The following is a 26,129-nucleotide window of genomic DNA, read 5'->3' on the forward strand; positions in this document are numbered from 1 at the left end:
GGGGCGAACTATAGCAATGCCCTCCACACCACGCAAGCACTTTTTGAAAAATAATCGAAAATAATTTAGCAAGAGCGCTCCACGCGCTTTCACGATCCGCTCAAGGCCCTTTACCGGCGCCGGTTCCAGCCGATATGAAGAAATGCGAAATCATTCAGAAAAAAGGGCCGCCCTGACGGGCGGCCCTTTTTACAACCTCAAAAGAGAAGTGATCAAGCGTTCTTGAACACCGCTGGTCGCTTTTCCAGGAAGGCTTTCATGCCCTCCTTCTGATCTTCGGTCGCAAAGCAACTATAGAAGAGCGCCCTTTCATACTTCATCCCCTCCGACAAGGTCGTCTCATAGGCCCGGTTGACCGAGTCCTTCACCATCATGGCCACCTGCCGCGGCATCTCGGTAATGGTCACCGCTGCGGCCATGGCTTCATCCATCAGCTTGTCGGCCGGGACGATGCGCGAAACCAACCCGGCGCGCTCAGCCTCCTGGGCATCCATCATCCGGGCAGTCAGCGCCAGGTCCATGGCCTTGGACTTGGACACCGCCCGCGGCAGGCGCTGCGTACCGCCCGCCCCCGGGATGATCCCCAGCTTGATCTCCGGTTGGCCGAACTTGGCATTGTCGGCAGCGATGATGAAGTCACACATCATCGCCAGCTCACAGCCGCCACCCAGCGCATAACCCGCCACTGCCGCAATCACCGGCTTGCGGATGCGACGCAGGGTCTCCCAGTTGCGGGTGATGAATTCGCCGTTGAAGACATCCATATAGTCAAACCCGGCCATCACGCTGATATCGGCCCCGGCCGCAAAGGCCTTTTCGCTGCCGGTCACGATGATGCAGCCGATCTCGTCCTGAGCATCAAAGGCCAGCAAGGCCGTACCGAGCTCGCTCATCAGGTCGTCGCTGAGCGCATTGAGCGCCTTGGGACGGTTCAGGCGAATCAGGCCAACCTTGTCATGGGTCTCGACCAGGATGTTCTCAAAGCTCATAGTGGGTCTCCTTCTTATGAATGAATCGGCAATCCGTCCGGGCGTGGCAGCCACGGCACGGCAAAGCGCAAGAATAAGCCAAAAATAATGCGTCGGTCCGACCTGGCGCAATGACTGGCAAGAATTTCATGCGGGCAAGGCACCACGGGGCTATATTGGAGTCATCCCCTTGGCGCCACCGGCGCCTTCCCTATGTCTATAAAAGGAGGCCTTCATGTTCAAGACCATACTCGTGCCCACCGACGGCTCGGACCGCTCGGAAAAGGCCATTGCCACCGCCGTCGACTACGCCAGGAACAGCGGTGCCCGCATCATCGGCATCTCGGTGGCCGAGCCCTACCCCTTCTCGCCGCTGGCCGAAAGCTCGATGGCCATCGATCCCGCCTTGTATGAAGAAAACGTCAAGACCCTGGCCACACAGCACATCAAGCGCATCGAGGACGCCGCAGCGGCCGCTGGCGTACCCTGCCAGACCGAGATCGTGATGTCCTTCAATCCCGATGAAGAGATCATCAAGGCCGCGCAGCTCCATGGCTGCGACGCCATCTTCATGGCCTCCCATGGTCGCAGCGGACTGTCGCGCATCTTCCTGGGCAGCAAGACCCAAAAGGTACTGACCCACTCGACCATTCCGGTGCTGGTGCTGCGCTGATCCGGCCTCCCTCAGCAAGAAAAGCCTGATCCCTCGACAGGATCAGGCTTTTCTTTTGTTTTCTTGCCGAAGAGAAACCAGGAAAATCAGTTACCCCCGCGCGGCACCATGCCCTTGGGCAGCAACACCCACATCATGCCGCGCTGCTTCATGGCGCCGGCGCGATCCTCGGCTTCGTCGCCAAAGCCCCAGAAATAGTCAGCCCGCACCACGCCACGGATGGCACCACCCGTATCCTGGGCCACCACCAGGCGCTGCAACGGACGGTCACTGTTGGGCAAGGTGGTCGAGAGGAATACCGGCGCACCCAGCGGCACATGCTGCGGATCGATCGCAATCGAGCGCTGCGGCGTCAGCGGGATGCCTTGCGCGCCCTTGGGCCCCTTGGAGGGGTCCGGCAACTTCTCTTCCTTGAAGAAGACGTAGCTGGGGTTGGCATTGAGCAACTCTTCCTTGCGCGAGGGATTGGCGCGTACCCAGGCCTTGATGTTCTGGGCCGATGCCTGCGACAGCTCCATCTCGCCCTTGTCCACCAGATAGCGTCCGATCGACTTGTAGGGACGGCCATTCTGGTCCGCGTAAGCCAGGCGGATGGTCTCGCGCGACTCCGGCAGATAGACGCGGCCGGAACCCTGCACCTGCAGGAAGAAGGCCTCTACCGGATCATCCACCCAGACGATTTCCTTGCCGGCCAGACTATTACCCTGCATCAACTCGGCGCGGGTCGGGTAAGGCACGACCTTGCGTCCTACCACCTTGCCGCGCAGCCGCAGGTTCTTCAATTCGGGATAGACGCCGGCCATGTCGATGGTCAGCAGGTCGTCCGGCGCCTGGTACAGCGGGGTCTGATAAGGCCCGCTACGACGACGCGAACCACGCAGCAGCGGCTCGTAATAGCCGGTCACCAGTCCGGTATCGGTGCCATCGGGATTGAACAGTTGCCAGGGGGTGAAATAGGTCTCGAAATACTGGCGCAGGAAACCCAGGTCATTGGCATTGACCTGCTGGGCTGCGGCACAGGCTGCACGCCACTCAGGCTTGCGGATCATCACCGAGCAGGAGGACTGCACCGCCGGCCAGGCTTCGCGCAGGTCGTCGTTGTTCCAGCCGGGCAATTGTTCGAAGGTCGCGGCGCGCATGGCCGGCCCCGGCTGAGCGACCGGCCTGGGCGCAGGCTGGCCGGGGGGTGGCGTGGTCAGCGGGGTGGTCTGGCAGGCTGCCAGCAGGACGGCGACCGAGACCGCCATTGCGGGTACACTGAGGCGCCGCAGCGCCGAAAGCTTGGCAAAACGATTCAATGACATCGGAGACAAATTCATGTTGTGGTTGATCCTGGAGGCTTGCGCCGCCTTCTTCGCCCTGGTTTTCATCGTCTGGTGGACCATGTTCTCAGGTCGCAAGGAACACAATGGCCGCCCCGTCAGCGCCAGACAAAAAGAGCAGCAGAAACGACAGCAAGCGCGAGAGACGACAGACAACGACCCGCGCTGAAAAATCCGTCGCCCGGTTTCAGGAAGGAAAATTCAGTGCAAAGTGCGCGGCAGCGACAGCACGAACTCGGGAATGCGCACGTCGAACTGCTCGCCGTCCTCGGCCACGCAAAAATATTCACCATACATGCTGCCCTGGGGGGTCTTGAGCGAGGTCCCGCTGGTGTATTCGAACTGCTCCCCCGGCTGCAGGAAGGGCTGGTGCCCGACCACGCCCAGCCCGCGCACTTCCTGCACGTGGTTGTTGGCGTCGGTGATGACCCAGTGGCGCGAGATCAGTTGTGCCGGGACGGTACCGCTGTTGACGATGCTGATCGCATAGGCGAACACGTAGTGCGAACGCGATGGATCGGATTGTTCCTCCAGGTACTGGGTCTTGACCATCACCGTGAACTCATACGCTGCCATGGGATTTCCTGTGTTGTTGCCGTGTTGTGAAGGGAGTTGCCACCGCGCCTGCCCCTGGGGCATCCGCGCGACCACCCCGGATTGCACACGAATTCAGCAAGCAGCGCAAGCCGATGCGTTTCGTGTGATCCCCTGGAGGCTGGGTCGCCAGCTCATCGGCCGGTCCGGTGCGCAGCACAGCAAGGTAGAATAGCGGTTTTGCCGCCTCCGCGCCTGTGCCCGGAGGGCAAGCGTCGATTCAGCCATCCTTTCTTTACAGCCATGCCGACCTACCGTATCGCTCCCAGCATTCTCTCCGCCGATTTTGCCCGCCTGGGTGAAGAAGTCCGCAATGTCGTCGCCGCCGGCGCCGATTTCATCCACTTCGACGTGATGGACAACCACTATGTCCCCAACCTGACCATCGGCCCGCTGGTGTGCGAAGCCATCCGCCCGCACGTGCAGGTGCCCATCGACGTGCACCTGATGGTCAAGCCCGTGGACCGCATCATCCCCGACTTCGCCAAGGCCGGCGCCAACCTCATCACCTTCCACCCGGAAGCCTCCGAGCACATCGACCGCTCCCTGCAACTGATCCGCGACAACGGCTGCAAGGCCGGCCTGGTGTTCAACCCCGGCACACCGCTGCACTACCTGGACCACGTGATGGACAAGCTGGACATGGTCCTGATCATGTCCGTCAACCCCGGTTTCGGCGGCCAGTCCTTCATTCCGGAAGCCCTGAAGAAGATCGCCGAAGTGCGCCGTCGCATCGATGAATCCGGCCGCGACATCCTGCTGGAAGTCGATGGCGGCATCAAGGTCGAGAACATCGCCGCCGCCGCCCGCGCCGGTGCAGACACCTTTGTCGCCGGTTCGGCCATCTTCGGCAAACCGGACTACAAGGCCGTCATCGACGCCATGCGCGCCGAACTGGCCCAAGTCTGATCTCCCCCCTTCGCCAGACGCACAAACTACGAGGTTTCCAGGGCATATGAAGAATCTGACCAATATCAAGGCCGCCATCATCGACCTCGACGGTACCATGCTGGATACGGCGGCCGACTTCCATGTAGCGGTCAACCGCATGCGTGAAGAATTGGGACTGACGCCCCTGTCCCAGGAAACCATCGTCAACTTCGTCGGCAAGGGCACCGAGAACCTGATCCGCCGCGTGCTGGCCGTGGATTATGCCGAGGATGAGGCGGCGCAGTACTTCCAGCAGGCGCTCGATAGCTATACCGAGCACTACCTGGCCATCAACGGTGACTATTCCTCGCTCTACCCGGGCGTGGTCGAGGGCCTGCAAGCCCTGCGCGGCAAGGGCCTGCGCCTGGCCTGCGTGACCAACAAGCCGCTGGCCTTCGCCGTGCCGCTGCTGCAGAAGAAGGGCCTGCGCGACTTCTTCGAGATCGTCTATGGCGGCGATTCCTTCCCGAAGAAGAAGCCCGATCCCATGCCCTTGCTGAAGGTCTGTGAGGATTTCGCCCTGGCACCGGCACAGGTGGTGGCCATCGGCGACTCCAGCAACGATGCCCAGGCCGCCCGCGCGGCGGGATGCCGTGTCCTGAATGTTCCGTATGGATACAACCACGGTGAATCTATACACGACGTCGATTCGGATGGTATAGTTTCGACGCTTGTAGAAGCAGCGCAGCAAATCTCGGTGGACTGACACCCTGTCAGCTCACCGGTCGATAGACCGAAGATCCAACCGCGACCCCACATCAATGTTTCGCAACAACAAACGTACCGCTCAACCGACAGCCGCCCCTGAGGCCTGGCTGTGGCGACGCTGGCAATTCCAGGCTCTGTAAATGACGCCTGGACCTGGCCGCTCCTGCGCGCCGGGACGTTTGTTGTAGTACCCGCATCCCCCCGTATTTCCCTTAACGACACCGCTGACGAGAGTCCGCAGCTGTCCACGGTCATCGTGTGCATCGCGCATTGCGCCTGCGCACCGCCGGTGGGCAGGCCCGCGTACCCTACAATGGCGGTCTGGAGTGAAACATGACCGAACTCGAATTCAAATCGCTGGCCGCCGAAGGCTATAACCGCATCCCCCTGATCGCCGAAGCCTTCGCCGACCTGGAAACGCCGCTCACGCTCTATCTCAAGCTGGCCCAGAGCCACAACACCGGCAAGAACACCTTCCTGCTGGAGTCCGTGGTGGGGGGCGAGCGCTTCGGCCGCTATTCCTTCATCGGCCTGCCTGCCTCGACCAAGATCCGCTGCAGCGGCAAGCAGATCGAAGTGCTGAAGAATGACGTGGTGATCGAAACCGCCGAAGGCAATGCGCTGGAATTCATCGCCCAGTACCAGTCCCGCTTCAAGGTCGCCATCCGCCCCGGCATGCCGCGCTTCTGCGGCGGCCTGGCCGGCTACTTCGGCTATGACGCCGTGCGCTACATCGAAAAGCGCCTGGAAGACAGCGCGCCCAAGGACACCCTGGGCCTGCCCGACATCCAGTTGCTGCTGACCGAAGAGCTGGCCGTCATCGACAATCTCTCGGGCAAGCTCTACCTGATCGTCTACGCCGACCCCAGCCAGCCGGAAGCCTTCTCCCGTGGCCGCCAGCGCCTGCGCGACCTGCGCGCCATGCTGCGACGACCGGCCGATGCGCCCGTCACCACCGGTTCGGTGCGTACCGAGACCATCCGCGAATTCCCCAAGGACGAATATCTGAAAGCCGTGGCCCGCGCCAAGGAATACGTGATGGCCGGCGACCTGATGCAGGTGCAGATCGGCCAGCGTCTGAAGAAATCCTATGTGGATTCGCCGCTGATGCTGTACCGCGCACTGCGCTCGCTGAACCCCTCGCCTTACATGTACTTCTACAACTTCGGCGACATGCAGATCGTCGGCGCCTCGCCCGAAATTCTGGTGCGCAACGAATCCATCGGTGAAGGCCAGAAGAAGATCACCATCCGCCCGCTGGCCGGCACCCGCCCGCGCGGCTCCACCATCGAGCGCGATGAACAGCTGGCCCGCGAACTGCTGGCCGATCCCAAGGAAATCGCCGAACACGTGATGCTCATCGACCTGGCCCGCAACGACATCGGCCGCATCGCTACCACCGGCAGCGTCAAGGTCACCGACCAGATGGTGATCGAAAAATATTCCCACGTGCAGCACATCGTCTCCAACGTCGAGGGCATCCTGAAACCCGGCATGTCCAATCTGGATGTGCTCAAGGCCACCTTCCCCGCGGGTACCCTGTCGGGCGCCCCCAAGGTGCGCGCGATGGAAATCATCGATGAACTGGAACCGACCAAGCGCGGCATCTATGGTGGCGCCTGCGGCTATCTCTCCTTCGGCGGCGAGATGGATGTGGCCATTGCCATCCGTACCGGCGTCATCAAGGATGGCACGCTGTATGTGCAGGCCGCTGCCGGCATCGTGGCCGACTCGGTGCCGGAAATGGAATGGGAAGAAACCGAAAACAAGGCGCGTGCCGTGCTGCGCGCTGCTGAACAAGTGCAAGATGGCCTGGACGGAGAAATCTAAATGCTGCTGATGATCGACAACTACGACTCCTTCACCTACAACCTGGTGCAATACTTCGGCGAGCTGGGCGAAGAGGTGCTGACCATCCGCAATGACGAGATCACGCTGGATGACATCAAGAAGCTCAACCCCGAACGCATCTGCCTCTCCCCCGGCCCCTGCAGCCCGAAGGAAGCCGGCATCTGCGTGGATCTGCTCAAGGAATTTTCCGGCAAGCTGCCCATCCTGGGCGTCTGCCTGGGCCATCAGGCCATCGGTGAAGCCTTCGGCGGCAACATCATCCGCGCCAAGCAGGTCATGCACGGCAAGACTTCCAGGATCGCGCACACTGGCGTGGGCGTCTTCAAGGACCTGCCCACGCCTTACACGGTGATCCGCTACCACTCGCTGGCCATCGAACGCGCCACCCTGCCGGATTGTCTGGAAGTGACCGCCTGGACTGACGATGGCGAGATCATGGGCGTGCGCCACAAGGAGTTCGATCTGCAAGGCGTGCAGTTCCACCCCGAGTCCATCCTCTCCGAGCACGGCCACGCCCTGCTCAAGAACTTCCTGAGCGGCAGCGCCCACGGCTGAGACCATCACACAAGACGAGACACAACATGCCCATCACTCCGCAAGAAGCGCTGCTGCGCTGTATCGAACATCGCGAAATCTTCCACGATGAAATGCTGACCCTGTTCCGCCAGATCATGAGCGGCGAGATGTCGCCGGTGATGATCGCGGCCCTCACCATGGGCCTGCGCGTGAAGAAGGAAAGCATCGGCGAGATCGCCGCCGCCGCGCAGGTCATGCGCGAATTCGCTACCAAGGTGCCGATGGCCGACACCACCGGCCTGCTCGACATCGTCGGCACCGGCGGCGATGGCGCGCATACCTTCAATATCTCCACGGCTTCCATGTTCGTGGCCGCTGCCGCCGGTGCGCGCGTGGCCAAGCATGGCGGGCGCAGCGTATCGTCCTCGTCCGGCAGCGCCGACGTGCTCGAAGCCCTGGGGGCAGACATCAACCTGCAACCCGAGCAGGTGGCGCAATCGATCGCCCAGACCGGCATCGGATTCATGTTCGCCCCCAACCACCACGCCGCCATGAAGCACGCCGCGCCGGTTCGCAAGGAGCTGGGCGTGCGCACCATCTTCAACATCCTCGGTCCGCTGACCAATCCGGCCGGCGCACCCAATATCCTCATGGGCGTGTTCCACCCCGATCTGGTGGGCATCCAGGTACGCGTGCTGCAACGCCTGGGCGCACAGCATGCCATCGTGGTCTGGGGTCGAGACAACCTCGACGAAGTCACGCTGGGCGGCGCCACCATGGTGGGCGAACTGGTCAACGGCGAGATCCGCGAATATGAGATCCATCCGGAAGACTTTGGCCTGTCCATGTTTGCCAGCCGCAACTTGCAGGTCGGCAATGCCACCGAATCGAAGGAGAAGATCTTCGAAGCCCTGCGCGGGGAACCCGGTCCGGTGCACGACATCGTCGTCATCAATGCTGCCACCGCCCTGTACGCGGCAGGTGTGGCGCCCTCCATTGCCGAGGGGTTGGCCACTGCGCGCGCCACCATCGCCTCGGGCGCTGCCCGTGCCAAGCTGGACCAGTTCGTGCAGGTCACGCGCCAGCTCGGCGGCAAACACTGAAACCGACAAGGAGCCCCATGTCAGACATTCTCAACAAGATCCTCGACGTCAAGGCCGAGGAAGTGCGCCTGGCCAAGAAGCAGCGCGACCTCGCCAGCCTGCGCCGCGATGTGGAAACCGACAGCGAATTGCGCTCCGAACTGCGCAACTTCGAAGAGAGCCTGCGCGGCAAGATCGCCAGCGGTCAGGCCGGCGTGATTGCCGAAGTCAAGAAGGCCTCGCCCTCCAAGGGTGTAATCCGTCCCGACTTCAAGCCGGCCGAGATCGCCGTGAGCTATGCCGAACATGGCGCGGCCTGCCTGTCGGTACTGACCGATGAACAATTCTTCCAGGGCTCGCCGGACTACCTCAAGGCGGCGCGCGCCGCATGTGCCCTGCCGGTGCTGCGCAAGGATTTCATGATGGATCATTACCAGATCTATCAGGCCCGCTCCTGGGGGGCGGACGCCATCCTGCTGATCGTGGCCGCACTGGACCATGGCCTGATGGCCGACATGGAAGCCTGCGCCCATGAGCTGGGCATGAGCGTACTGGTGGAAGTCCATGACCAGGCCGAACTGGAAGCCGCCTTGAAACTGAAGACACGTCTGTTGGGCATCAACAACCGCAACCTGCGCACCTTCGAGACCACGCTGGACACCACCCTGAACCTGCTGCCGCGCATCCCCCCGGAAAAGCTGGTGGTCACCGAATCAGCCATCGCCACGCCTGACGACGTCAAGCGCATGCGCGACGCCGACGTGCATGCCTTCCTGGTCGGTGAAGCCTTCATGCGTGCGCCGGAGCCGGGCGTAGAGCTGGCACGCCTGTTCGCCTGATTGCCTCGCTCACGAAAAAACCTCGCCCGGTGCAAACCGGAGCGAGGTTTTTTTCGTCCTGAGCGTGACGGGCCCGGCAGCGATCAAGCCGAGAAACCACCATCGATCATCAGGTTGGCGCCGGTGATGTAGCCCGATTCCGGACCTGCCAGATAAGCCACGAAACTGGCAATTTCCTCAGCCTTGCCATAGCGCGGCAGTGCCATCAAGCCAGTCAGGGACGTAGCAAAGTCGCTGTTGGCCGGATTCATGTCGGTATCGACCGGACCGGGCTGGACATTGTTGACGGTGATGCCGCGCGGCCCCAGGTCGCGGGCCAAGCCCTTGGTCAAGCCGACCAACGCCGACTTGCTCATGGCATACACGGCGCCGCCGGCAAAGGGGATGCGGTCGGCGTTGGTGCTGCCAATGCTGATGACGCGGCCACCTTCGCCCATGTAGCGCACGGCCGCCTGGGTGGCCACGACGACACTGCGCACGTTCACGGCCAGGGTGCGGTCCAGGTCTTCCAGCTTGAAATCATCGATGGGGCCCATTGCCAGCACGCCGGCATTGTTGACCAGGATATCGAGGCGGCCGAAGGTCTCGGCGGCCAGGCGGATGGCTTGCTGCAGGGCGGTGGCATCCGAGCTGTCGGCCTGGATCGCCAGGGCGCGGCCACCGCCGGCTTCCACGCGGGAGACCAGGGCTTGCGCCTTCTCCGGCGAAGTGACATAGGTGAAGGCGACGGTGGCGCCTTCGGCGGCCAGGCGCTGCACGATGGCCGCGCCGATGCCGCGCGAACCGCCTTGCACGAAGGCAACCTTGGAGGCCAAGGTGGAGGCGGATGCGGCGGCGGTCTGGATTTGCTTGTTCATGATCTTGCTCCTTGAAAGTGATGGATTGGCCCCTTCGGCCTGCAGCGGGGTGCTGCTGTGTGCGTCCGGGTTGAAGCAAGTATCGGCGTTTGATTATGTGGCGACTAGCTGGCAATCCCTATCTTCTTTTTAAACCAATGGTTTAGAATCAAGTGATGGAAACCATGACCAGCATCGAATGCTTCGTCGCTGCAGCCCACGCCGGCAGCTTTTCAGCGGCGGCACGCCAGCTCGGACTGACCTCGGCGGCGGTGGGCAAGAACGTCGCACGGCTGGAGACTTCACTGGGCGTGCGACTGTTTCACCGCAGCACCCGCAAGCTCTCGCTGACCGAAGCGGGCGAACGCTTCCTGCAGGAAGTGGGGGGCGGCCTGCAAGCCATCCGCAGTGCCGTGGCCAATCTTGCCAGCGCCGGCGGGCAGCCGGCCGGCACGCTCAAGGTCAGCATGGGGACAGGTTTCGGGCGGCAATACATCGTGCCCTTGTTGGGAGAATTTCTGGGACGCTATCCGGGCATCCAGCCGGACTGGCATTTCGAGAACCGCTCGGTGGATCTCATCACCGAAGGCTTCGATGCCGCCATCGCCGGCGGCACCGAGTTGTCGCCGGGCGTGGTGGCGCGCGAGTTGGCCCCGGCGCATCGGGTGCTGCTGGCCTCGCCCGCCTACCTGGAGACACATCCCGCCTTGCGCTCGCCCGCCGACCTGGCCGAGCATGCGGGCATCCTGATCCGCTCGCCGCAGACGGGACGCGTGCGGCCCTTTTCGCTACGCGACCACGGCGGCCAGCAGGCCCCGGTGACGCTGCAGCAACGCATGACCATGAGCGATGCCAATGCGGCCTGCGAAGTGGCAGAAGCGGGTCTTGGCATCACGCTGGTGTCGATGCCGCATGCCCTGCTCTATCTGGACCGTGGCACGCTGGTGCGGGTACTGCCGGACTGGTACGTGGATACCGGCATGCTCTCGCTCTACTTCACCGCAGCGCGGCTGCTGCCGGCCAAGACGCGGGTATTCGTCGATTTCGTGGTCGAGCACTTCCGCCGCGAGCGCCTGGCGGAGCGCTTTTCGGCGCACCGCTGAAGGCGCGCCAGCGCAGTTCAGCGCTTGCCTTGCGCAGCGCGCATGCCGCCACCGATATTGCTGCCGGCGTCTCGTGCCAAGCCGCGATAGCCCATCACCGAGATCAATGTCACTACACCGGCCATCGCAAAGGCCCACTGGAAATCGCCCAGCGTGAAATGCGCGCCGCTGGCATCGATCTCCTCGCCCCGCAGCGCCGCCGCGATCCGCAAGGCCAGCGCACCGAAGGCGATGCCCATGCCGATGGTCATCTGCTGCGCCACGCTCCAGAGCGTGCTGGCCGAGGATTTGCGGGCATCGCTGATATCCGCATAGGCCAGCGTGGCCAAGGTAGAGAACTGCATCGAACGCGACAGGCCATAGCAGAAGATCACCCCCAGGATCACCGGCAGCGGCGTGCCTGGCGTGAGCAAGCCGCAGGCGATGATGAGGCAACCCGCCATCGCTGCGTTATTGACCGCCACGCTGCGAAAACCGAAGCGCTGCAGGATGCGCGTGGTGAACGCCTTCATGCCAAGGTTGCCGAGCGCAGTGGCCAGCAGCAGCAAACCCGATTGGAACGCCGTCAGGCCGAAACCGATCTGGAACATCAGCGGCATCAGGTAAGGCACCGCATCCACGCCGATACGCGTGAGCGAACCGGTCAGCACCGTCACCGAATAGGTCGGGATACGCAGGCTGGAAAAATCCAGCAGCGGATGTTCGATGCGCTGCATGTGGCGCCACGCACAGTAGCCGAGCATCACGCCCAGCGCCACGAAGCCGAGCGCCACCTTGATGTTGGATTCCATATGGCTGGCGATCTCGGTACCATACAGCAGCGAAGTCAGCGCCGCCCCCGAGAGCAGGAAACCGATCACATCCAGCGGCCGCTTGCTGTGACCATGTTCATTGCGCACCACCCGCATCACGGCAATGAAGGCAGCAATCCCGAACGGGACGTTCATCAGGAAGATCCAGTGCCACGACGCATAGGTGGTGATGAAGCCACCAATCGAAGGCCCCACTACCGGTGCCACGATCGCCGGCCAGGTGATGGTGGCGATGGCTTTCATCAGCCTGTCCTTGCCGGTGCTGCGCACCACGATCATGCGCCCGACCGGCACCATCATTGCTCCACCCAACCCTTGCAGCACACGCGCGGCGGTGAACTGCCACACATTCTGCGAGTAACCGCACAGCACGGATGCCAGCGTGAAGATGGCAATGGCCATGCCGAATACGGTGCGCGAACCGAAGCGATCGGCCACCCAGCCACTGATGGGAATGAAGACGGCCAGGGTCAGCATGTAAGCCGTCATGCCCAGGCTCAGTTCATTGGGTCCGACCCCGAAGGATTGCGCCATCTGCGGCAAGGCAGTGGCGATGATGGTGGTATCGAGATACTCCATGAAGAAGGTCGCCGCCACGATATAGGGCAGCATGCGCACACGTGCGTCGGACAGCTTGTTGTCGTTGGTTCCCACGTTCTCTGCCTCTGCTTTTCTGGTCGCCCATGCGAAACGCCGGCATATGCCGGCGCTTTGCTTGGAGAAATGATTTAACCCATTTATATCAATAGAATCTGAGCAGGTGCATCAACAACTGCACCACGATGATGCCGCCGATCAGCCCGCCACCGAAATACACGATCACGCCCAGCAGCATGTTGGTGCGGCGCTGTTCAGTCAGGAGCTTGCGGATCAGTTCGGTATTGTGCGACTGGCCTTCGCCTTCGGTATAGCGCGTCAGCGCCTGGTGCGCCAGGCGCGGCAGTTCGGGCAGCAGGCGGCTGTAGCGCGGCACTTCCACCTTGAGCTGTTCGACGAACCCGCGCCAGCCGATCTGCTCGCTCATCCAGCGTTCGAGATACGGCTTGGCTGTCTTCCACAGATCCAGGTCGGGATCGAGCTGGCGGCCCAGTCCTTCGACATTGAGCAGGGTCTTCTGCAGCAGCACCAGTTGCGGCTGCACTTCCACGTTGAAACGGCGCGAGGTCTGGAACAGGCGCAGCAACACCTGGCCGAAGGAAATGTCCTTCAGGGGACGATCGAAGATCGGTTCGCAGCAAGCACGTACTGCCGCTTCCAGCTCATCGACGCGGGTATCCTTGGGGGCCCAGCCGGATTCGATGTGGGCCTCGGCCACGCGCTTGTAGTCGCGACGGAAGAAGGCCAGGAAATTCTGCGACAGGTAATCCTTGTCGAAATCATTGAGCGTGCCGACGATGCCGAAGTCCAGCGCGATATAGCGACCAAAGCTCTCCGGCGCCACCGACACCAGGATGTTGCCGGGGTGCATGTCGGCATGGAAGAAGCCATCGCGAAACACCTGGGTGAAGAAAATCTCCACGCCATCGCGCGAGAGCTTGGACAGATCGACCCCTTCGGCGCGCAGGCGCTCGGTCTGCGAAATGGGGATGCCAATCATGCGCTCCATGACGATGACCGAAGGTGAACAATAATCCCAATACATCTCCGGCACCATCAACAACGTCGACTCGGCGAAGTTGCGGCGCAGCTGGCTGGCGTTGGCGGCCTCGCGCATGAGGTCCAGTTCATCGTGCAGATACTTGTCGAACTCACCCACCACTTCCTTGGCCTTCAGGCGGCGGCCATCGGCCCACAGGCGCTCCAGCCAGTCGGCGGCCACGTGCATCAGGCCGATGTCATGGTCGATGATGTCGCGCATGCCGGGGCGCAGCACCTTGACGGCAACTTGCTTGCCATCCTTCAAGGTGGCGAAGTGGACCTGGGCAATCGAGGCCGAGGCCACCGGAGTGCGCTCGAAGCTGGCGAAGAGCTGGTCCGGATGCGCACCCAGCGACTTCTCGATCTGCTTGATCGCCAATTCCGAATCGAAGGGCGGCACGCGGTCCTGCAACAGGGTCAGCTCATTGGCGATATCGGGCGGCATCAGGTCGCGCCGGGTCGAGAGCACCTGGCCGAACTTGATGAAGATGGGGCCGAGGTCTTCCAGCGCACGGCGCAAACGCTCACCGCGCGGCGCAGACAGATCGCGCCAGAAAAAGATGCGGTTGGTGATGCGGGCGATGCGCGGCGGCGCGAATTCGGAGGCGATGATTTCATCCAGACCATAGAGAATGGCCACACGGATGATCTTGAGCAGACGCAGGGAACGCAGCAGCATTTAACGACGCTCCAGTTTCTCGATGCGCTTGGACAGGCGTTCCAGGTCGTCACGCAGGCGCACGACATCGGCGGAAAAGTCCTGCAACTGGCGGGGGCGGATCAGCATCGGTTGTTCTTCCAGGAAATACTCGGCAAGGTTTTCGGTCAGCTTGCGGCCGCTGGTGCGGGCGGTCTCGAACAGGTCGCGCGCACCGGAGACGATGCGGGTGGCGGCGACATCGCCGAGCACGCGGGAGAGATCATCCTCGGCATCCCAGCGCAGCTTCTGGCTCAGTTGAGAAATCGCATTGGCGAAGTCGGCATCGCCTTCCAGCTTGACGTAGGAAACCGCGCGCTCGCGGTTGGCGGCAATGAGCGGCAGGTCGGAGAGCTTCAGGCGGATGGTGACATCGGCCACGGCAGCAGCCGGCACCTCCTGCAGGTAGCCGTCAGCGGTGACGCTCAAGCGCAGCTGCATGACACCGGTATCGATGCAGGCCACCTTGCCGGCATGGGTGATGAGCGTCTCGCGCGCCCACGGTTCCTGTGCCAGCAGGTGGTTGATCACTGCCGCGGCAGGTTTCATCGGATCGAGGCCGGAGGCAAGAGTGGACGGATCGGGCAGCACGGACATGGATTCCAGAATCGGGGTGGATCAGAGCGGGTCGAACTGACCCGGTTGACTGCGTTGGAGGGCAAGCAATTCCCCTCCACAAAAACAAAACCGCCCGCAAAAACCGGGCGGTTTCAAGTGTACCAGCTTGGCGCCCCGGCAAGGTCCGGGCACTGCAGCTTGCTTGATCCAGCGCGCCTTCGGCACACCTCAAACCTGCTGGATACCGGCCAGCACCCAACCACCGCTGCCGTTGAGCGGCTTGGAGAGGTTCCAGATCTCGGCGAAGGGTTCGGCCGAGGCATCCGGCGCTTCCTTGATGAGGCCCTGGAAGCGGACCGTGGCCAGGTAATCGAAGGCCATGGTCTCGATGCCCAGCAGTTGCGCATCGAGCTGCACGACATCGGTGGCATTGGGCGCGGCCCCCCGTTCGGTCAACTGCATGCGCAGTTCGGCGAACATCTCGGGCGTGGTGAACTCGCGGATATCGTTGACATCGGCGCGGTCCCAGGCGGCCTGCAGGCGAATGAAATAGGTCTTGGCATTGCGCACGAAGCCGGCCGTATCGAAGCCTTCCGGAATACCCCACTGCTGGATCTGTACCGGCTGGGCCGTCGCGCCGTAGCCGCTGCCTTGCAGGGCGGTGGGCGGCGGGTTGATGTCGCGCAGGCCGGAACCGATTTCCGGGGTGGCCCCGGCGGCGCTGCCGATGGGACTGACGCGCGGCATCGGTGCGGCATAGGCCGGATTGTTGTTCTGCGCCTCACGACCACGGGCGAACAGGCGGATCAGGAAGATCACCGCCGCGCACAGCAGCGCGATCGTCAAGAGCGAGCCCAACATGCCGCCGAGCGCGCCACCAATACCGAAGTGCGACATCAGCGCACCGAGACCGAAGCCCAGCAACGCACCGCCCAGCATATTGCGCCAGGGACTGGCGGGCCTGGGCATGGGCGCGCTTTGCGGTGTGGCGGCAGGCGCCGAAGGACGATAGGGTGTGGCCGACGGCTGGTTGTAGGAGGGAGAGGACGGCGCCGCCTGGCGTGAGTAATGGGAGGATTGCTTGCCGAAGGAACCGCCACCGCCCAGGCGCCGCGCCTCGGCGGGCGACATGATGAGCGACAGCGATGTGATCGACAACAGCAGTGCGAGCAGTATTTTTTTCATGGCCTTGCCTCTTGTGGATGATGCCGGAGCAACGGGCCGTCGAGGGAGAACGTATCCGCAGATCCGGAGCAATCATTGTCGCCGGGCAGAATTAAGCCAGCCTTAATGCTGCTGCGCCCAGCATTCATTACATCTTAATGCCCGTATGCAGCGCGGCCACACCGGCAGTCAGGTTGAAGTACTGCACGCGGTCCAGTCCGGCCTGTTCCATCATCTGCTTCAGGGTTTCCTGGTCGGGGTGCATGCGGATCGATTCAGCCAGGTAGCGATAGCTGTCGGCATCGTTGGCGACCTTCTTGCCCAGCCACGGCAGGACCGAGAAGGAATAGACGTCATAGGGTTTCTTGAGCGGCTCCCAGACCTTGGAGAATTCCAGCACCAGCAGCTTGCCGCCAGGTTTCAGTACGCGGCGCATTTCAGCCAGGGCGGCATCCTTGTGGGTCATGTTGCGCAGGCCGAAGGCCACCGAGACGCGGTCGAAATAATTGTCCGGGAAGGGCAGCTTCTCCGCATCGCACAGCATGGTGGGCGTGACGATGCCCTTGTTGAGCAGACGATCACGGCCCACGCGCAACATGGATTCATTGATGTCGGTGAGCCAGACTTCGCCGCTCGGACCGGCCTGCCTGGCGAAGACCTTGGAGAGGTCACCGGTGCCACCGGCGATGTCGAGCACCTTGAAGCCCGGACGCACGCCGGCCTGGGCGATGGTGAAGGCTTTCCAGATGCGGTGCAGGCCCGCCGACATGAAGTCGTTCATCACATCGTACTTGGCAGCGACGGAGTGGAACACTTCCGCGACCTTGCGGACCTTCTCTTCTTCTTTGACGGTTTCGTAACCGAAATGGGTGGTGTTGGTCATGGCTGGGCCTGTAACAATGAAGACGACATTATAAGAGACGGGCCCGCGCAGAGCTTGCCCTGGATCAGCAGGAGGCGCTACGGATCAGCGCAGTTCAGTGCGCATGGCCACAAGCATGGCCACCGCTGGCCTCGGGCTGATGATCGCGCCCGCTGTCGCGCGTGAAGCCGGCCGCTTCCAGCTTTTGCAGATAGGCTTCCCACATCGCGGCCTGGTCACGGCCGAGCTGGTAGAGGTAATCCCAGGTGAAGATGCCGCTGGCATGGCCGTCCGAGAACAGCGGTTTGACGCCGTAGTTGCCGACCGGTTCGATACCGTGGATCTCGACATCGCGCTTGCCGGTCTGCAGCACTTCCTGACCCGGCCCGTGGCCGCGCACTTCGGCCGAAGGCGAATAGACGCGCATCAGTTCGAAGGGCAGGGAAAACATCACGCCGTCATCGAACTCGACTTCGACCACGCGCGAGCGCTTGCGCACCTTGAAGGACACCGGAACCGGAGAAGACGGGGCGCTCATGGGCTCTCCCTTGAAATTCGTAAGAAGAAATGCAAACCCGGCCGGAGCTGTCCAGGCCGGGCTTGCGCAGTAGCTTGCAGATCAGGCCGTCAGACCTGCTGCATCGAGCTGCTGGCGCACCGCTTCGCGCAATTGCGGCAGCAGCGCGCGACGCGCGTCGAGGCTGACAGCATCGGCCGCACGGCGTGGCTCGGCCCAGACCGGGCTGGGGAAATGACGATCATCGGTAAAGCGCGGAATCACGTGCCAGTGCACGTGCGGCGTCATGTTGCCCAGCGTGGCCAGGTTGACCTTCTCGGGCTGCATCACTTCGCGCTGTGCGGCCTCGACCGCCCACACCGCATTGGCCATGCGGGTGCGCTGCGCCGGGGCGAGGTCGGTCATTTCCTTGACGTGCTCGCTGCAGATCACGCGGCAGAAGCCCGGGTAATCCGGCTCATCGACCAGCACTACCCGGAACTCGGGATGGCGCCACAGCACTTCGCCGCCGTCACCGGCGCACAGTTCGCAGGCAGGAATCTGGCTCATCGTCAGCGCCTCCGCTTACACCAGGATACGTTCGATGCCGCCATTGTTGGCGCGCTCGACGTATTCCGGCATCCAGTTCTCGCCCAGCAGATGACGCGCCATCTCGACCACGATGTAGTCGGCAGTGGTGCCGGCATCCTCGTTGTAGCGCGACAGGCCCTGGAAGCAGGACGGGCAGGAGGTCAAAATCTTGACGTCGCCGGTGAAGCCATCGGCGCGGACCTTGTCGCTGCCCTTCTTCATTTCCTCTTCCTTGCGGAAGCGGACCTGGGTCGAGACATCCGGACGCGAGACACCGAAGGTGCCCGACTCGCCGCAGCAGCGATCGTTCTTCTCGATCTTCTGCGCGTCCACCGTGGTGATGAGCGAGTTGACGGTCTTCAGCGGATCCTGCTGTTTCATCGGGCTGTGGCAGGGGTCGTGGTACATGTAGCGGGTACCGGTCACGCCTTCGAGCTTGACGCCCTTCTCCAGCAGATATTCGTGGATGTCGATGATGCGGCAGCCGGGGAAGATCTTTTCGAATTCATAGCCCTGCAACTGGTCGTAGCAGGTGCCGCAGGAGACCACGACGGTCTTGATGTCGAGGTAGTTCAGCGTATTGGCCATGCGATGGAACAGCACGCGGTTGTCGGTGATGATCTTCTCGCCCTTTTCGAAGTCGCCGGTGCCGCGTTGCGGATAACCGCAGCACAGGTAGCCCGGCGGCAGCACCGTCTGCACGCCCACGTTCCACAACATCGCTTGCGTGGCCAGACCGACCTGCGAGAACAAACGCTCCGAACCGCAACCCGGGAAGTAGAACACCGCCTCCGTATCGGCCGTGGTGGTCTTGGGATTGCGGATGATGGGGACGATCTTGTCATCCTCGATATCCAGCAAGGCGCGCGCGGTCTTCTTGGGCAGGTTGCCCGGCATCTTCTTGTTGATGAAGTGGATCACCTGCTCCTTGATCGGCGCCTTGCCGACGGTGGCTGCAGGTTTCTGGGTCTGCTTCTTGGCAAACTTCTTCAACAGGTCATTGCCCAGGCGCTGCGCCTTGAAGCCCCACTGCGTCATCACCTTGCGGGTGGCGTTGATGGTGGCCGGGTCGGTGGCGTTCAAGAAGAACATGGCCGCGTTGGTACCGGCATTGAAGGACTTCTTGCCCATCTTGCGCAAGAGGTTGCGCATGTTCATCGAGACATCGCCGAAGTCGATATCGACCGGGCAAGGCGTGACGCACTTGTGGCAGACAGTGCAGTGGTCGGCCACGTCTTCGAACTCTTCCCAATGCTTGATGGAGACGCCGCGACGGGTCTGCTCTTCGTAGAGGAAGGCTTCCACCAGCAACGAGGTCGCCAGGATCTTGTTGCGCGGCGAGTACAGCAGGTTGGCGCGCGGCACGTGGGTCGAGCAGACCGGCTTGCACTTGCCGCAACGCAGGCAGTCCTTGACGCTGCTGGCAATCGCACCGATGTCGCTCTGCTGCATGATCAGCGATTCGTGGCCCATCAAACCGAATGAAGGCGTGTAGGCGTTGGACAGGTCGGCTTCCATGCCGGGCAGGTTCAGGAGCTTGCCCTTGTTGAAGCGGCCTTCGGGGTCCACACGCTTCTTGTATTCGCGGAATTCGCCGATCTCGTCTTCGGTCAGGAATTCCAGCTTGGTGATGCCGATGCCGTGCTCGCCCGAGATGACGCCATTGAGCGAGCGGGCCAGCTTCATGATGCGCGCCACGGCGACGTGGGCATCCTGCAGCATCTCGTAATGATCGGAATTGACCGGGATGTTGGTGTGCACGTTGCCGTCACCCGCGTGCATGTGCAGCGCCACGAACACGCGGCCGCGCAGCACGCGCTTGTGGATGGCCTGGCATTCTTCGAGGATCAGCTTGAAGGCCGCGCCCGAGAAGATCTGGCGCAGTTGCGCACGCACTTCCTGCTTCCAGGAGATGCGCACGGTGCGGTCCTGCACCACGTGGAAGACGGCGGCTTCGGGCTGGTCGATCAGGCGCTGCTCGAACACCGGCAGCATCTTTTCCAGGCCCAGTGCGGCCAGTTCGCCCTTGGCTTCACCCAGTGGCTTGTCGAGATTGGCCAGCAAGTAGGACCAGCGCGCATGGGTCTGCTCCAGCAGGCTTTCGGCCTGGTGGACGCGGTCTTCCAGCATTTCGGCGGCGGGGATGTCGTCACCCTCGGCGTCATCGCTCTTGCCCAGCGGCAGGTTGCCCTTGACGAAGAAGCTGTCCAGTTCGGCCAGCAGTTGCAGCTTGTTCTTGATCGACAGTTCGATGTTGATGCGCTCGATGCCGTCGGTGTATTCGCCCATGCGGTTCAGCGGAATCACCACGTCTTCGTTGATCTTGAAGGCGTTGGTGTGCTTGGCGATGGCGGCGGTACGCGAGCGGTCCAGCCAGAATTTCTTGCGCGCTTCCGGGCTCACGGCGATGAAGCCTTCGCCCACGCGGTTGTTGGCCATGCGGATCACTTCCGAGGCGGCGGCCGCGACGGCGTTTTCGTCGTCACCCACGATGTCGCCGATGAGCACCATCTTGGGCAGCACGCCGCGCTTGGACTTGGTGGCATAGCCGACCGCGCGCAGGTAGCGCTCGTCCAAGTGTTCCAAGCCGGCCAGGATGGCGCCGCCCTTTTTGGTTTCGGCGTCCAGGTAATCCTTGATTTCGACGATCGAGGGAATCGCGTCGCGCGCCTGGCCGAAGAACTCCAGGCAGACCGTGCGGGTCTGCTTGGGCATCTTGTGCAGGATCCAGCGCGCCGAGGTGATCAGGCCATCGCAACCTTCCTTCTGCACGCCGGGCAGGCCCGAGAGGAACTTGTCGGTGACGTCCTTGCCCAGGCCTTCCTTGCGGAATTTCTTGCCGGAGATTTCCAGGATCTCGGTCTTGAAGACTTCGGTCTTCTGGCCCTTTTCGCCGGGATGCGACCACTCCAGCTTGAAGCGCGCCACTTCCACGTCGTGGATCTTGCCCAGGTTGTGGTCCAGGCGGGTCACTTCCAGCCAGTCGCCTTGCGGATCGACCATGCGCCAGCTGGCCAGGTTGTCCAGGGCGGTGCCCCACAGCACGGCCTTCTTGCCGCCGGCGTTCATGGCGACGTTGCCGCCGATGCAGGAGGCTTCAGCAGACGTCGGGTCCACGGCGAAGACGAAACCGGCCTTTTCAGCCGCATCCGAGACGCGCTTGGTGACCACGCCCGCGCCCGAATAGATCGTGGCGTAGGGCTTGTCCAGGCCGGGCAGCATGGTCATTTCGACCGCGCCCAGCTGTTCCAGCTTTTCGGTATTGATGACAGCCGACAGGGGCGTGAGCGGAATGGCGCCGCCGGTATAACCGGTGCCGCCGCCGCGCGGGATGATGGTCAGGCCCAGTTCGATACAGGCCTTGACCAGGCCGGCCATCTCGTCTTCGCTGTCCGGGGTCAGCACCACGAAGGGGTACTCGACGCGCCAGTCGGTAGCGTCAGTGACGTGCGAGACGCGCGAGAGGCCGTCGAACTTGATGTTGTCGCGGGCGGTATAGCGGCCCAGCACCTTGGTGGCGCGGCGGCGCAAATCGTAGGTCTGGCGGAATTCTTCGGCGAAATCGCCAATGGCCTTCTTGGCCGCCTTGAGCAAGGCTTCCACGCTGGCGCTGCGGCGCTGGGCCTCGGCGTCGCCGGATTCGGCCAGGTCGGTGGCCAGGCGGCGCTTGTCGACTTCGCCCAGGCGATGGTTCAGCGCCTCAATCAGGGCGGCGCGGCGCTTGGGGTTGTCCAGCAGGTCGTCCTGCAGGTAGGGATTGCGGCGGACCACCCAGATGTCGCCCAATACTTCATACAGCATGCGCGCCGAGCGACCGGTCTGGCGCTTGCCGCGCAGCTCGTCCAGCAGGGACCAGGAGGCTTCGCCCAACAACCGGATCACGATCTCGCGATCGGAGAAGGAAGTGTAGTTGTAAGGGATTTCGCGCAAGCGCGGGGTCGCGGCGCCATGCGGCGCGTCTGTAAGCAAAGCCTGGATCTGTGCGGGGGCGTTCATCGATGTATGAGGTAAATCTGCTGCCGGAGGTGCATTTTAGCCTATTGGCAAAACTCGCGATGCCCGGCCCCGGGTTTCGGCCAGGTCTGCAAAGCCCCGGGCGGCGATAGGCTCCCCCAATTGAATTTATAAATACAATCAATTTCTATAATTTGATTGTAAAAATCTATAATTCATCTCATCCACACAGCCATCAGGGACATGCCCTGACCCCATCCCCTCAAGGAGGACCCCATGTTGCAGACCCTGATGACCGAATTCCTGGAAAACCTGGCCCTCACCCTGGCCGACTATGCCCAATGCAAGGCCTGACCCGGGCCCGGACGACTTAGCAAGGAGATCACCATGCACACTGCCATTCTCAACGAAGATACCGGCCTGGCCATGAAGCTCAAGACCCGCCACCTGGCCGTGCTGGGCGTGACGGCGACCTTCCTGGCCATTCGCCTGGTCGAGAGCCTGGTCCCGACTTTGGCAGGATGATTCACCTGCCTGTCTGAAAACCGGCCGGGGCGCCCTTGCGGCGCCTTTTCCTTCATCTTTCTCGGAAATCTACGCCAACCAGGCCCCCAACTTGTGCCAGAACCCGTCCGGCACGTTCAGCAGCAGCCAGGTCATGAGCACATAGCGGATGAACTTGCCGATGGCCATATAGAACACCGAAGGCCAGAATGGCAGGCGCAGCCAGCCGGCCAGGGTGCAGATGGGGTCGCCGATGCCGGGCAGCCAGGCCAGCAGCATGGTCTTGGCACCGAAGCGTTCCAGCCAGTGGAACCAGCGCGAGGCGCGCTCCTTGGCGAAAGCCCGCTTGGCCCCATACCCCATCCAGTAATCGACGATGCCGCCCAGGGTGTTGCCGAAGGTTGCCACCAGAATCACCGGCCAGAACATCTCCGGACTGGCCTTGATGACGGCAAAGACCGCCGGTTCCGAACCCAGTGGCAGCAAGGTGGCCGAAATGAAGCTGATCAGGAATACCGAGGTCAGGCCCACAGTGGGAATGGCGAGGATGTTGAGCAGCCAGAGAACGGCGGATTCGATCATGCAGATGGCAGGTAGGTGGAGAACTGGCCGCAACCAGGGAGGAAACTTGCCATCCGTCAAGCCCGGTTGAATGGCGCAGGGTGCATTCTAGCTGGTGCCGCAGTGCTTGATTTCAAGAATGGGAGAAACATTCATATCTCTCCTCGAATCTTCCCTTGACCTTGCACGCTTGGCCTTGCCTGGCCCGGCTCCCTTATAATGCCCAGTTCCCCTGGCCCGGACCGGCGACCAGCCAGCCTGGCCCACGGGGAATCCCAAGCGGCTTACCCAGCCTTTATTTCCTTTACCTGATTGCGATATGACCGCGCCTGAACCCGCTGCTGCTCGCCTGACTTCACTTCATTGATGACCAACATGAGTAACGATTATCTGAAAAAGATCCTGACCGCCCGCGTCTACGACGTCGCCCAAGAAACCCCGCTGGAACTGGCGAATACGCTGTCGCAAAGGATTGATAATCGAATTTACTTCAAGCGTGAAGACATGCAGAGCGTGTTCAGCTTCAAGCTGCGCGGCGCGTACAACAAGATGGCCCACCTGAGTCCGCCGCAACTGAAGCGCGGCGTCATCTGCGCCTCGGCCGGCAACCACGCCCAGGGTGTGGCCCTTTCCGCAGCGCGCCTGGGTTGCCGGGCGGTGATCGTCATGCCCACCACCACCCCGCAGGTGAAGATCGATGCCGTCAAGGCGCGCGGCGGTGAAGTGGTGCTCTTCGGTGATTCCTTCACGGATGCCTACGAACACGCGCTGACGCTGGAAAAGAAACAGAAACTGACCTTCGTGCACCCCTTCGACGATCCCTACGTGATCGCCGGTCAGGGCACGGTGGGCATGGAAATCCTGCGCCAGCACCCGGAACCGATCCACGCCATCTTCGTGGCCATCGGCGGGGGCGGTCTGATCGCGGGCGTGGCCTCCTACGTCAAGGCGGTGCGCCCGGACATCAAGATCATCGGCGTGCAAACCACCGACTCCGACGCCATGGCGCGCAGCCTCAAGGCCGGTCGCCGGGTGGCACTGCCGGACGTGGGCCTGTTCTCGGATGGCACGGCCGTCAAGCTGGTGGGTGAAGAAACCTTCCGCATCGCCAGGGAGCTGGTGGACGAGATCATCATCGTCGACACCGATGCCGTCTGCACCGCCATCAAGGACATCTTCCAGGATACCCGCAGCATCGTCGAACCCGCCGGTGCACTGGCCGTGGCCGGTGCCAAGGCGTACGTGGAGCGCGCAAAGGCCAGCAAGAAGCCGATCAAGGGCGAATCCTTGATCACCATCGCCTGCGGCGCCAACATGAACTTCGACCGCCTGCGCTTCGTGGCCGAAATGGCCGACAACGGCGAGGCCCGTGAAGCGGTCTTCGCCGTCACCATTCCGGAAGAACGCGGCAGCTTCCGCCGCTTCTGCGAAACCGTGGGACCGCGCAACGTCACCGAGTTCAACTACCGCATCAGCGATGCCAGGGCAGCGCACGTCTTCGTCGGTATCCAGGTCTCGGCAGCGGACGAGGCCGGCAAGATCGCGCGCAATTTCGAGAAGGCCGGTTTTGGCGTGCTCGACCTGACCCATGATGAGCTGGCCAAGGTCCACATCCGTCACCTGGTGGGCGGCAAGAGTGAACTGGCGGGCGATGAGTTGCTTTATCGCTTCGAATTCCCGGAGCGTCCGGGCGCGCTGATGAAGTTCCTCTCCAGCATGAACCCGGGCTGGAACATCAGCCTGTTCCACTACCGCAACCAGGGCGGCGATGTCGGCCGCATCCTGATCGGCCTGCAAGTGCCCAAGAAGGAAATGAAGGAATTCCGCGCCTTCCTGGCCCAGTTGGGCTATCGCCACTGGGACGAAACCAAAAACCCGCTGTACAAGCTCTTCCTCGGCTGATCAACGCCGACGCCGCGCGCCCTGTCAACGGCGCGCGGCGGCAACATCACAGAACGTCACCCGCAGCACCGCAGGAGTATTCACATGGACCATACCACCCCGTCCGCATCCATCGTCGGCCATACGCCGGAAAGCTCGCCCCTGGGCAAGAGCTCGGCATATCCGACCCATTACGATCCCAGCCTGCTGTTTCCGATTGCGCGCGCGCCCAAGCGCGCCGAATTGCAGATCAGCGGTACCCTGCCCTTCTTCGGTGCCGACTTCTGGACCGCCTATGAAATCTCCTGGCTGAACCTGCGCGGCAAACCCCAGATTGCCATCGCCACTTTCATGGTGCCGGCCGATTCGCCCAACATCATCGAATCGAAGTCCTTCAAGCTCTATCTGAATTCATTCAATCAGGAACGTCTGGAAAGTGCCCAGCAGCTGGTTGAAAAGCTGCGCACCGATCTCTCGGCCGCCGCGGGTGCCAGCGTGCAGGTGACGCTGACGGAATCGTCGCAGTTCGGCCAGTTGCAGTTCGGCGAACTCTCGGGCCTGCTGCTGGACCGCCTCGATGTGGAAATCGAACCGACCACTACGGGCGCCCATCCCGATGGCAGCCTGCTGCGCGCCAATACAGAGGAAGCCACGGTGGAAGAGACGCTGGTGTCACACCTGCTCAAGTCCAACTGCCCGGTGACCAGCCAGCCCGATTGGGGCAGCGTGCAGATCCAGTACGTGGGCGCGCCCATCGACCAGGAGCGGCTGCTGAAGTACATCATCGGCTTCCGTGAGCACAATGAATTCCACGAGCAATGCGTGGAACGCATCTTCACCGACATCCTGCGCCACTGCAAACCGCAGAAGCTGGCGGTCTATGCCCGCTACACCCGGCGCGGCGGGCTGGACATCAACCCCTGGCGCAGCAATTTCTCCAGCGCCAAGCCGCCTTCGCAATTGCGCAACGCGCGCCAGTAAGGCCCCTG

The 26,129-nt window shown here is 62.3% G+C and carries 25 protein-coding genes; 12 read left to right on the plus strand and 13 right to left on the minus strand.

Going from position 1 to position 26,129, the window contains the following annotated elements:
- Positions 1–212: 212 nt before the first annotated feature.
- Positions 213–989 (minus strand): enoyl-CoA hydratase, encoded by a 777-nt coding sequence (locus ACODSZ_RS18685; protein ID WP_008331990.1) that lies wholly within the window; start codon positions 987–989, stop codon positions 213–215.
- 214 nt (positions 990–1,203) lie between these two features.
- On the opposite strand from ACODSZ_RS18685, the gene ACODSZ_RS18690 reads away from it, so the two are divergent.
- The gene (locus tag ACODSZ_RS18690) at positions 1,204–1,641 is read left to right on the plus strand and encodes a universal stress protein (protein ID WP_175344364.1); all 438 of its coding nucleotides are present in this window, start codon (positions 1,204–1,206) and stop codon (positions 1,639–1,641) included.
- Between the two features lie 86 nt (positions 1,642–1,727).
- On the opposite strand, the gene mltA is transcribed toward ACODSZ_RS18690, so the two are convergent.
- Positions 1,728–2,960, minus strand: coding sequence for a murein transglycosylase A (mltA, locus tag ACODSZ_RS18695; RefSeq protein ID WP_241822191.1), 1,233 nt, complete (start codon positions 2,958–2,960; stop codon positions 1,728–1,730).
- Here mltA and ACODSZ_RS18700 point away from each other — a divergent pair.
- Entirely contained in the window at positions 2,923–3,132 is a 210-nt protein-coding gene (locus ACODSZ_RS18700) for a hypothetical protein (protein WP_488928250.1), read from the plus strand. The two genes, mltA and ACODSZ_RS18700, sit on opposite strands and share 38 nt — an antisense overlap.
- A gap of 32 nt (positions 3,133–3,164) precedes the next feature.
- On the opposite strand, the gene apaG is transcribed toward ACODSZ_RS18700, so the two are convergent.
- Positions 3,165–3,539 carry a Co2+/Mg2+ efflux protein ApaG gene (apaG, locus tag ACODSZ_RS18705; protein WP_488928251.1) on the minus strand — a complete coding sequence of 125 codons (375 nt, stop codon included), beginning with the start codon at positions 3,537–3,539 and terminating at the stop codon, positions 3,165–3,167.
- A gap of 261 nt (positions 3,540–3,800) precedes the next feature.
- Between apaG and rpe the strand changes: the two genes are divergently transcribed.
- From rpe to trpC, 6 genes are all read left to right on the plus strand, one after another.
- Positions 3,801–4,466 (plus strand): ribulose-phosphate 3-epimerase, encoded by a 666-nt coding sequence (gene rpe / locus ACODSZ_RS18710; protein WP_006465098.1) that lies wholly within the window; start codon positions 3,801–3,803, stop codon positions 4,464–4,466.
- 46 nt (positions 4,467–4,512) lie between these two features.
- Positions 4,513–5,193, plus strand: a complete 681-nt coding sequence (locus ACODSZ_RS18715) for a phosphoglycolate phosphatase (protein WP_488928252.1) — start codon at positions 4,513–4,515, stop codon at positions 5,191–5,193.
- A 335-nt stretch (positions 5,194–5,528) separates the two neighbouring features.
- The gene (gene trpE / locus ACODSZ_RS18720) at positions 5,529–7,025 is read left to right on the plus strand and encodes an anthranilate synthase component I (RefSeq protein ID WP_008332005.1); all 1,497 of its coding nucleotides are present in this window, start codon (positions 5,529–5,531) and stop codon (positions 7,023–7,025) included.
- A complete protein-coding gene (locus tag ACODSZ_RS18725) occupies positions 7,026–7,601 on the plus strand; it encodes an aminodeoxychorismate/anthranilate synthase component II (protein WP_488928253.1) in 576 nt (191 codons plus the stop codon). It begins immediately after the preceding gene.
- A 26-nt stretch (positions 7,602–7,627) separates the two neighbouring features.
- Complete coding sequence (gene trpD / locus ACODSZ_RS18730) at positions 7,628–8,665, plus strand: anthranilate phosphoribosyltransferase (RefSeq protein ID WP_488928254.1); 1,038 nt, start codon at positions 7,628–7,630, stop codon at positions 8,663–8,665.
- A 17-nt stretch (positions 8,666–8,682) separates the two neighbouring features.
- Positions 8,683–9,483, plus strand: coding sequence for an indole-3-glycerol phosphate synthase TrpC (gene trpC, locus ACODSZ_RS18735; RefSeq protein WP_175344367.1), 801 nt, complete (start codon positions 8,683–8,685; stop codon positions 9,481–9,483).
- A gap of 83 nt (positions 9,484–9,566) precedes the next feature.
- Here the strand turns inward: trpC and ACODSZ_RS18740 are convergent, their stop codons facing one another.
- Entirely contained in the window at positions 9,567–10,340 is a 774-nt protein-coding gene (locus tag ACODSZ_RS18740; RefSeq protein ID WP_488928255.1) for a 3-oxoacyl-ACP reductase family protein, read from the minus strand.
- Positions 10,341–10,495: 155 nt separating this feature from the next.
- Between ACODSZ_RS18740 and ACODSZ_RS18745 the strand changes: the two genes are divergently transcribed.
- Positions 10,496–11,422 carry a LysR family transcriptional regulator gene (locus tag ACODSZ_RS18745; protein ID WP_154134150.1) on the plus strand — a complete coding sequence of 309 codons (927 nt, stop codon included), beginning with the start codon at positions 10,496–10,498 and terminating at the stop codon, positions 11,420–11,422.
- Positions 11,423–11,439: 17 nt separating this feature from the next.
- On the opposite strand, the gene ACODSZ_RS18750 is transcribed toward ACODSZ_RS18745, so the two are convergent.
- The 8 genes from ACODSZ_RS18750 to ACODSZ_RS18785 form a co-directional block, all read right to left on the minus strand.
- Positions 11,440–12,888 carry an MFS transporter gene (locus ACODSZ_RS18750; protein ID WP_488928256.1) on the minus strand — a complete coding sequence of 483 codons (1,449 nt, stop codon included), beginning with the start codon at positions 12,886–12,888 and terminating at the stop codon, positions 11,440–11,442.
- 88 nt (positions 12,889–12,976) lie between these two features.
- The gene (gene ubiB / locus ACODSZ_RS18755; protein ID WP_488928257.1) at positions 12,977–14,551 is read right to left on the minus strand and encodes a ubiquinone biosynthesis regulatory protein kinase UbiB; all 1,575 of its coding nucleotides are present in this window, start codon (positions 14,549–14,551) and stop codon (positions 12,977–12,979) included.
- Entirely contained in the window at positions 14,552–15,166 is a 615-nt protein-coding gene (locus ACODSZ_RS18760; protein WP_241822190.1) for a ubiquinone biosynthesis accessory factor UbiJ, read from the minus strand.
- Between the two features lie 189 nt (positions 15,167–15,355).
- Positions 15,356–16,312, minus strand: coding sequence for a Tim44 domain-containing protein (locus ACODSZ_RS18765; protein WP_008332014.1), 957 nt, complete (start codon positions 16,310–16,312; stop codon positions 15,356–15,358).
- Positions 16,313–16,439: 127 nt separating this feature from the next.
- Positions 16,440–17,174 (minus strand): bifunctional demethylmenaquinone methyltransferase/2-methoxy-6-polyprenyl-1,4-benzoquinol methylase UbiE, encoded by a 735-nt coding sequence (ubiE, locus tag ACODSZ_RS18770; RefSeq protein WP_008332016.1) that lies wholly within the window; start codon positions 17,172–17,174, stop codon positions 16,440–16,442.
- A 94-nt stretch (positions 17,175–17,268) separates the two neighbouring features.
- Complete coding sequence (locus ACODSZ_RS18775; protein ID WP_008332017.1) at positions 17,269–17,691, minus strand: gamma-butyrobetaine hydroxylase family protein; 423 nt, start codon at positions 17,689–17,691, stop codon at positions 17,269–17,271.
- Positions 17,692–17,772: 81 nt separating this feature from the next.
- Entirely contained in the window at positions 17,773–18,219 is a 447-nt protein-coding gene (locus ACODSZ_RS18780; protein WP_488928258.1) for an HIT family protein, read from the minus strand.
- Between the two features lie 15 nt (positions 18,220–18,234).
- Entirely contained in the window at positions 18,235–22,236 is a 4,002-nt protein-coding gene (locus ACODSZ_RS18785) for a DUF3683 domain-containing protein (protein ID WP_175344373.1), read from the minus strand.
- Between the two features lie 345 nt (positions 22,237–22,581).
- Between ACODSZ_RS18785 and ACODSZ_RS18790 the strand changes: the two genes are divergently transcribed.
- Complete coding sequence (locus ACODSZ_RS18790; protein WP_175344374.1) at positions 22,582–22,719, plus strand: hypothetical protein; 138 nt, start codon at positions 22,582–22,584, stop codon at positions 22,717–22,719.
- A 69-nt stretch (positions 22,720–22,788) separates the two neighbouring features.
- On the opposite strand, the gene ACODSZ_RS18795 is transcribed toward ACODSZ_RS18790, so the two are convergent.
- Positions 22,789–23,280: a YqaA family protein gene (locus ACODSZ_RS18795; RefSeq protein WP_488928259.1), complete on the minus strand. Its 492-nt coding sequence runs from the start codon at positions 23,278–23,280 to the stop codon at positions 22,789–22,791.
- A 345-nt stretch (positions 23,281–23,625) separates the two neighbouring features.
- On the opposite strand from ACODSZ_RS18795, the gene ilvA reads away from it, so the two are divergent.
- A complete protein-coding gene (gene ilvA, locus ACODSZ_RS18800; RefSeq protein WP_008332027.1) occupies positions 23,626–25,161 on the plus strand; it encodes a threonine ammonia-lyase, biosynthetic in 1,536 nt (511 codons plus the stop codon).
- 84 nt (positions 25,162–25,245) lie between these two features.
- Positions 25,246–26,121: an NADPH-dependent 7-cyano-7-deazaguanine reductase QueF gene (gene queF / locus ACODSZ_RS18805; protein ID WP_008332029.1), complete on the plus strand. Its 876-nt coding sequence runs from the start codon at positions 25,246–25,248 to the stop codon at positions 26,119–26,121.
- Positions 26,122–26,129 lie beyond the last annotated feature (8 nt).

The organism is Herbaspirillum sp. FG34, from assembly GCF_057809315.1.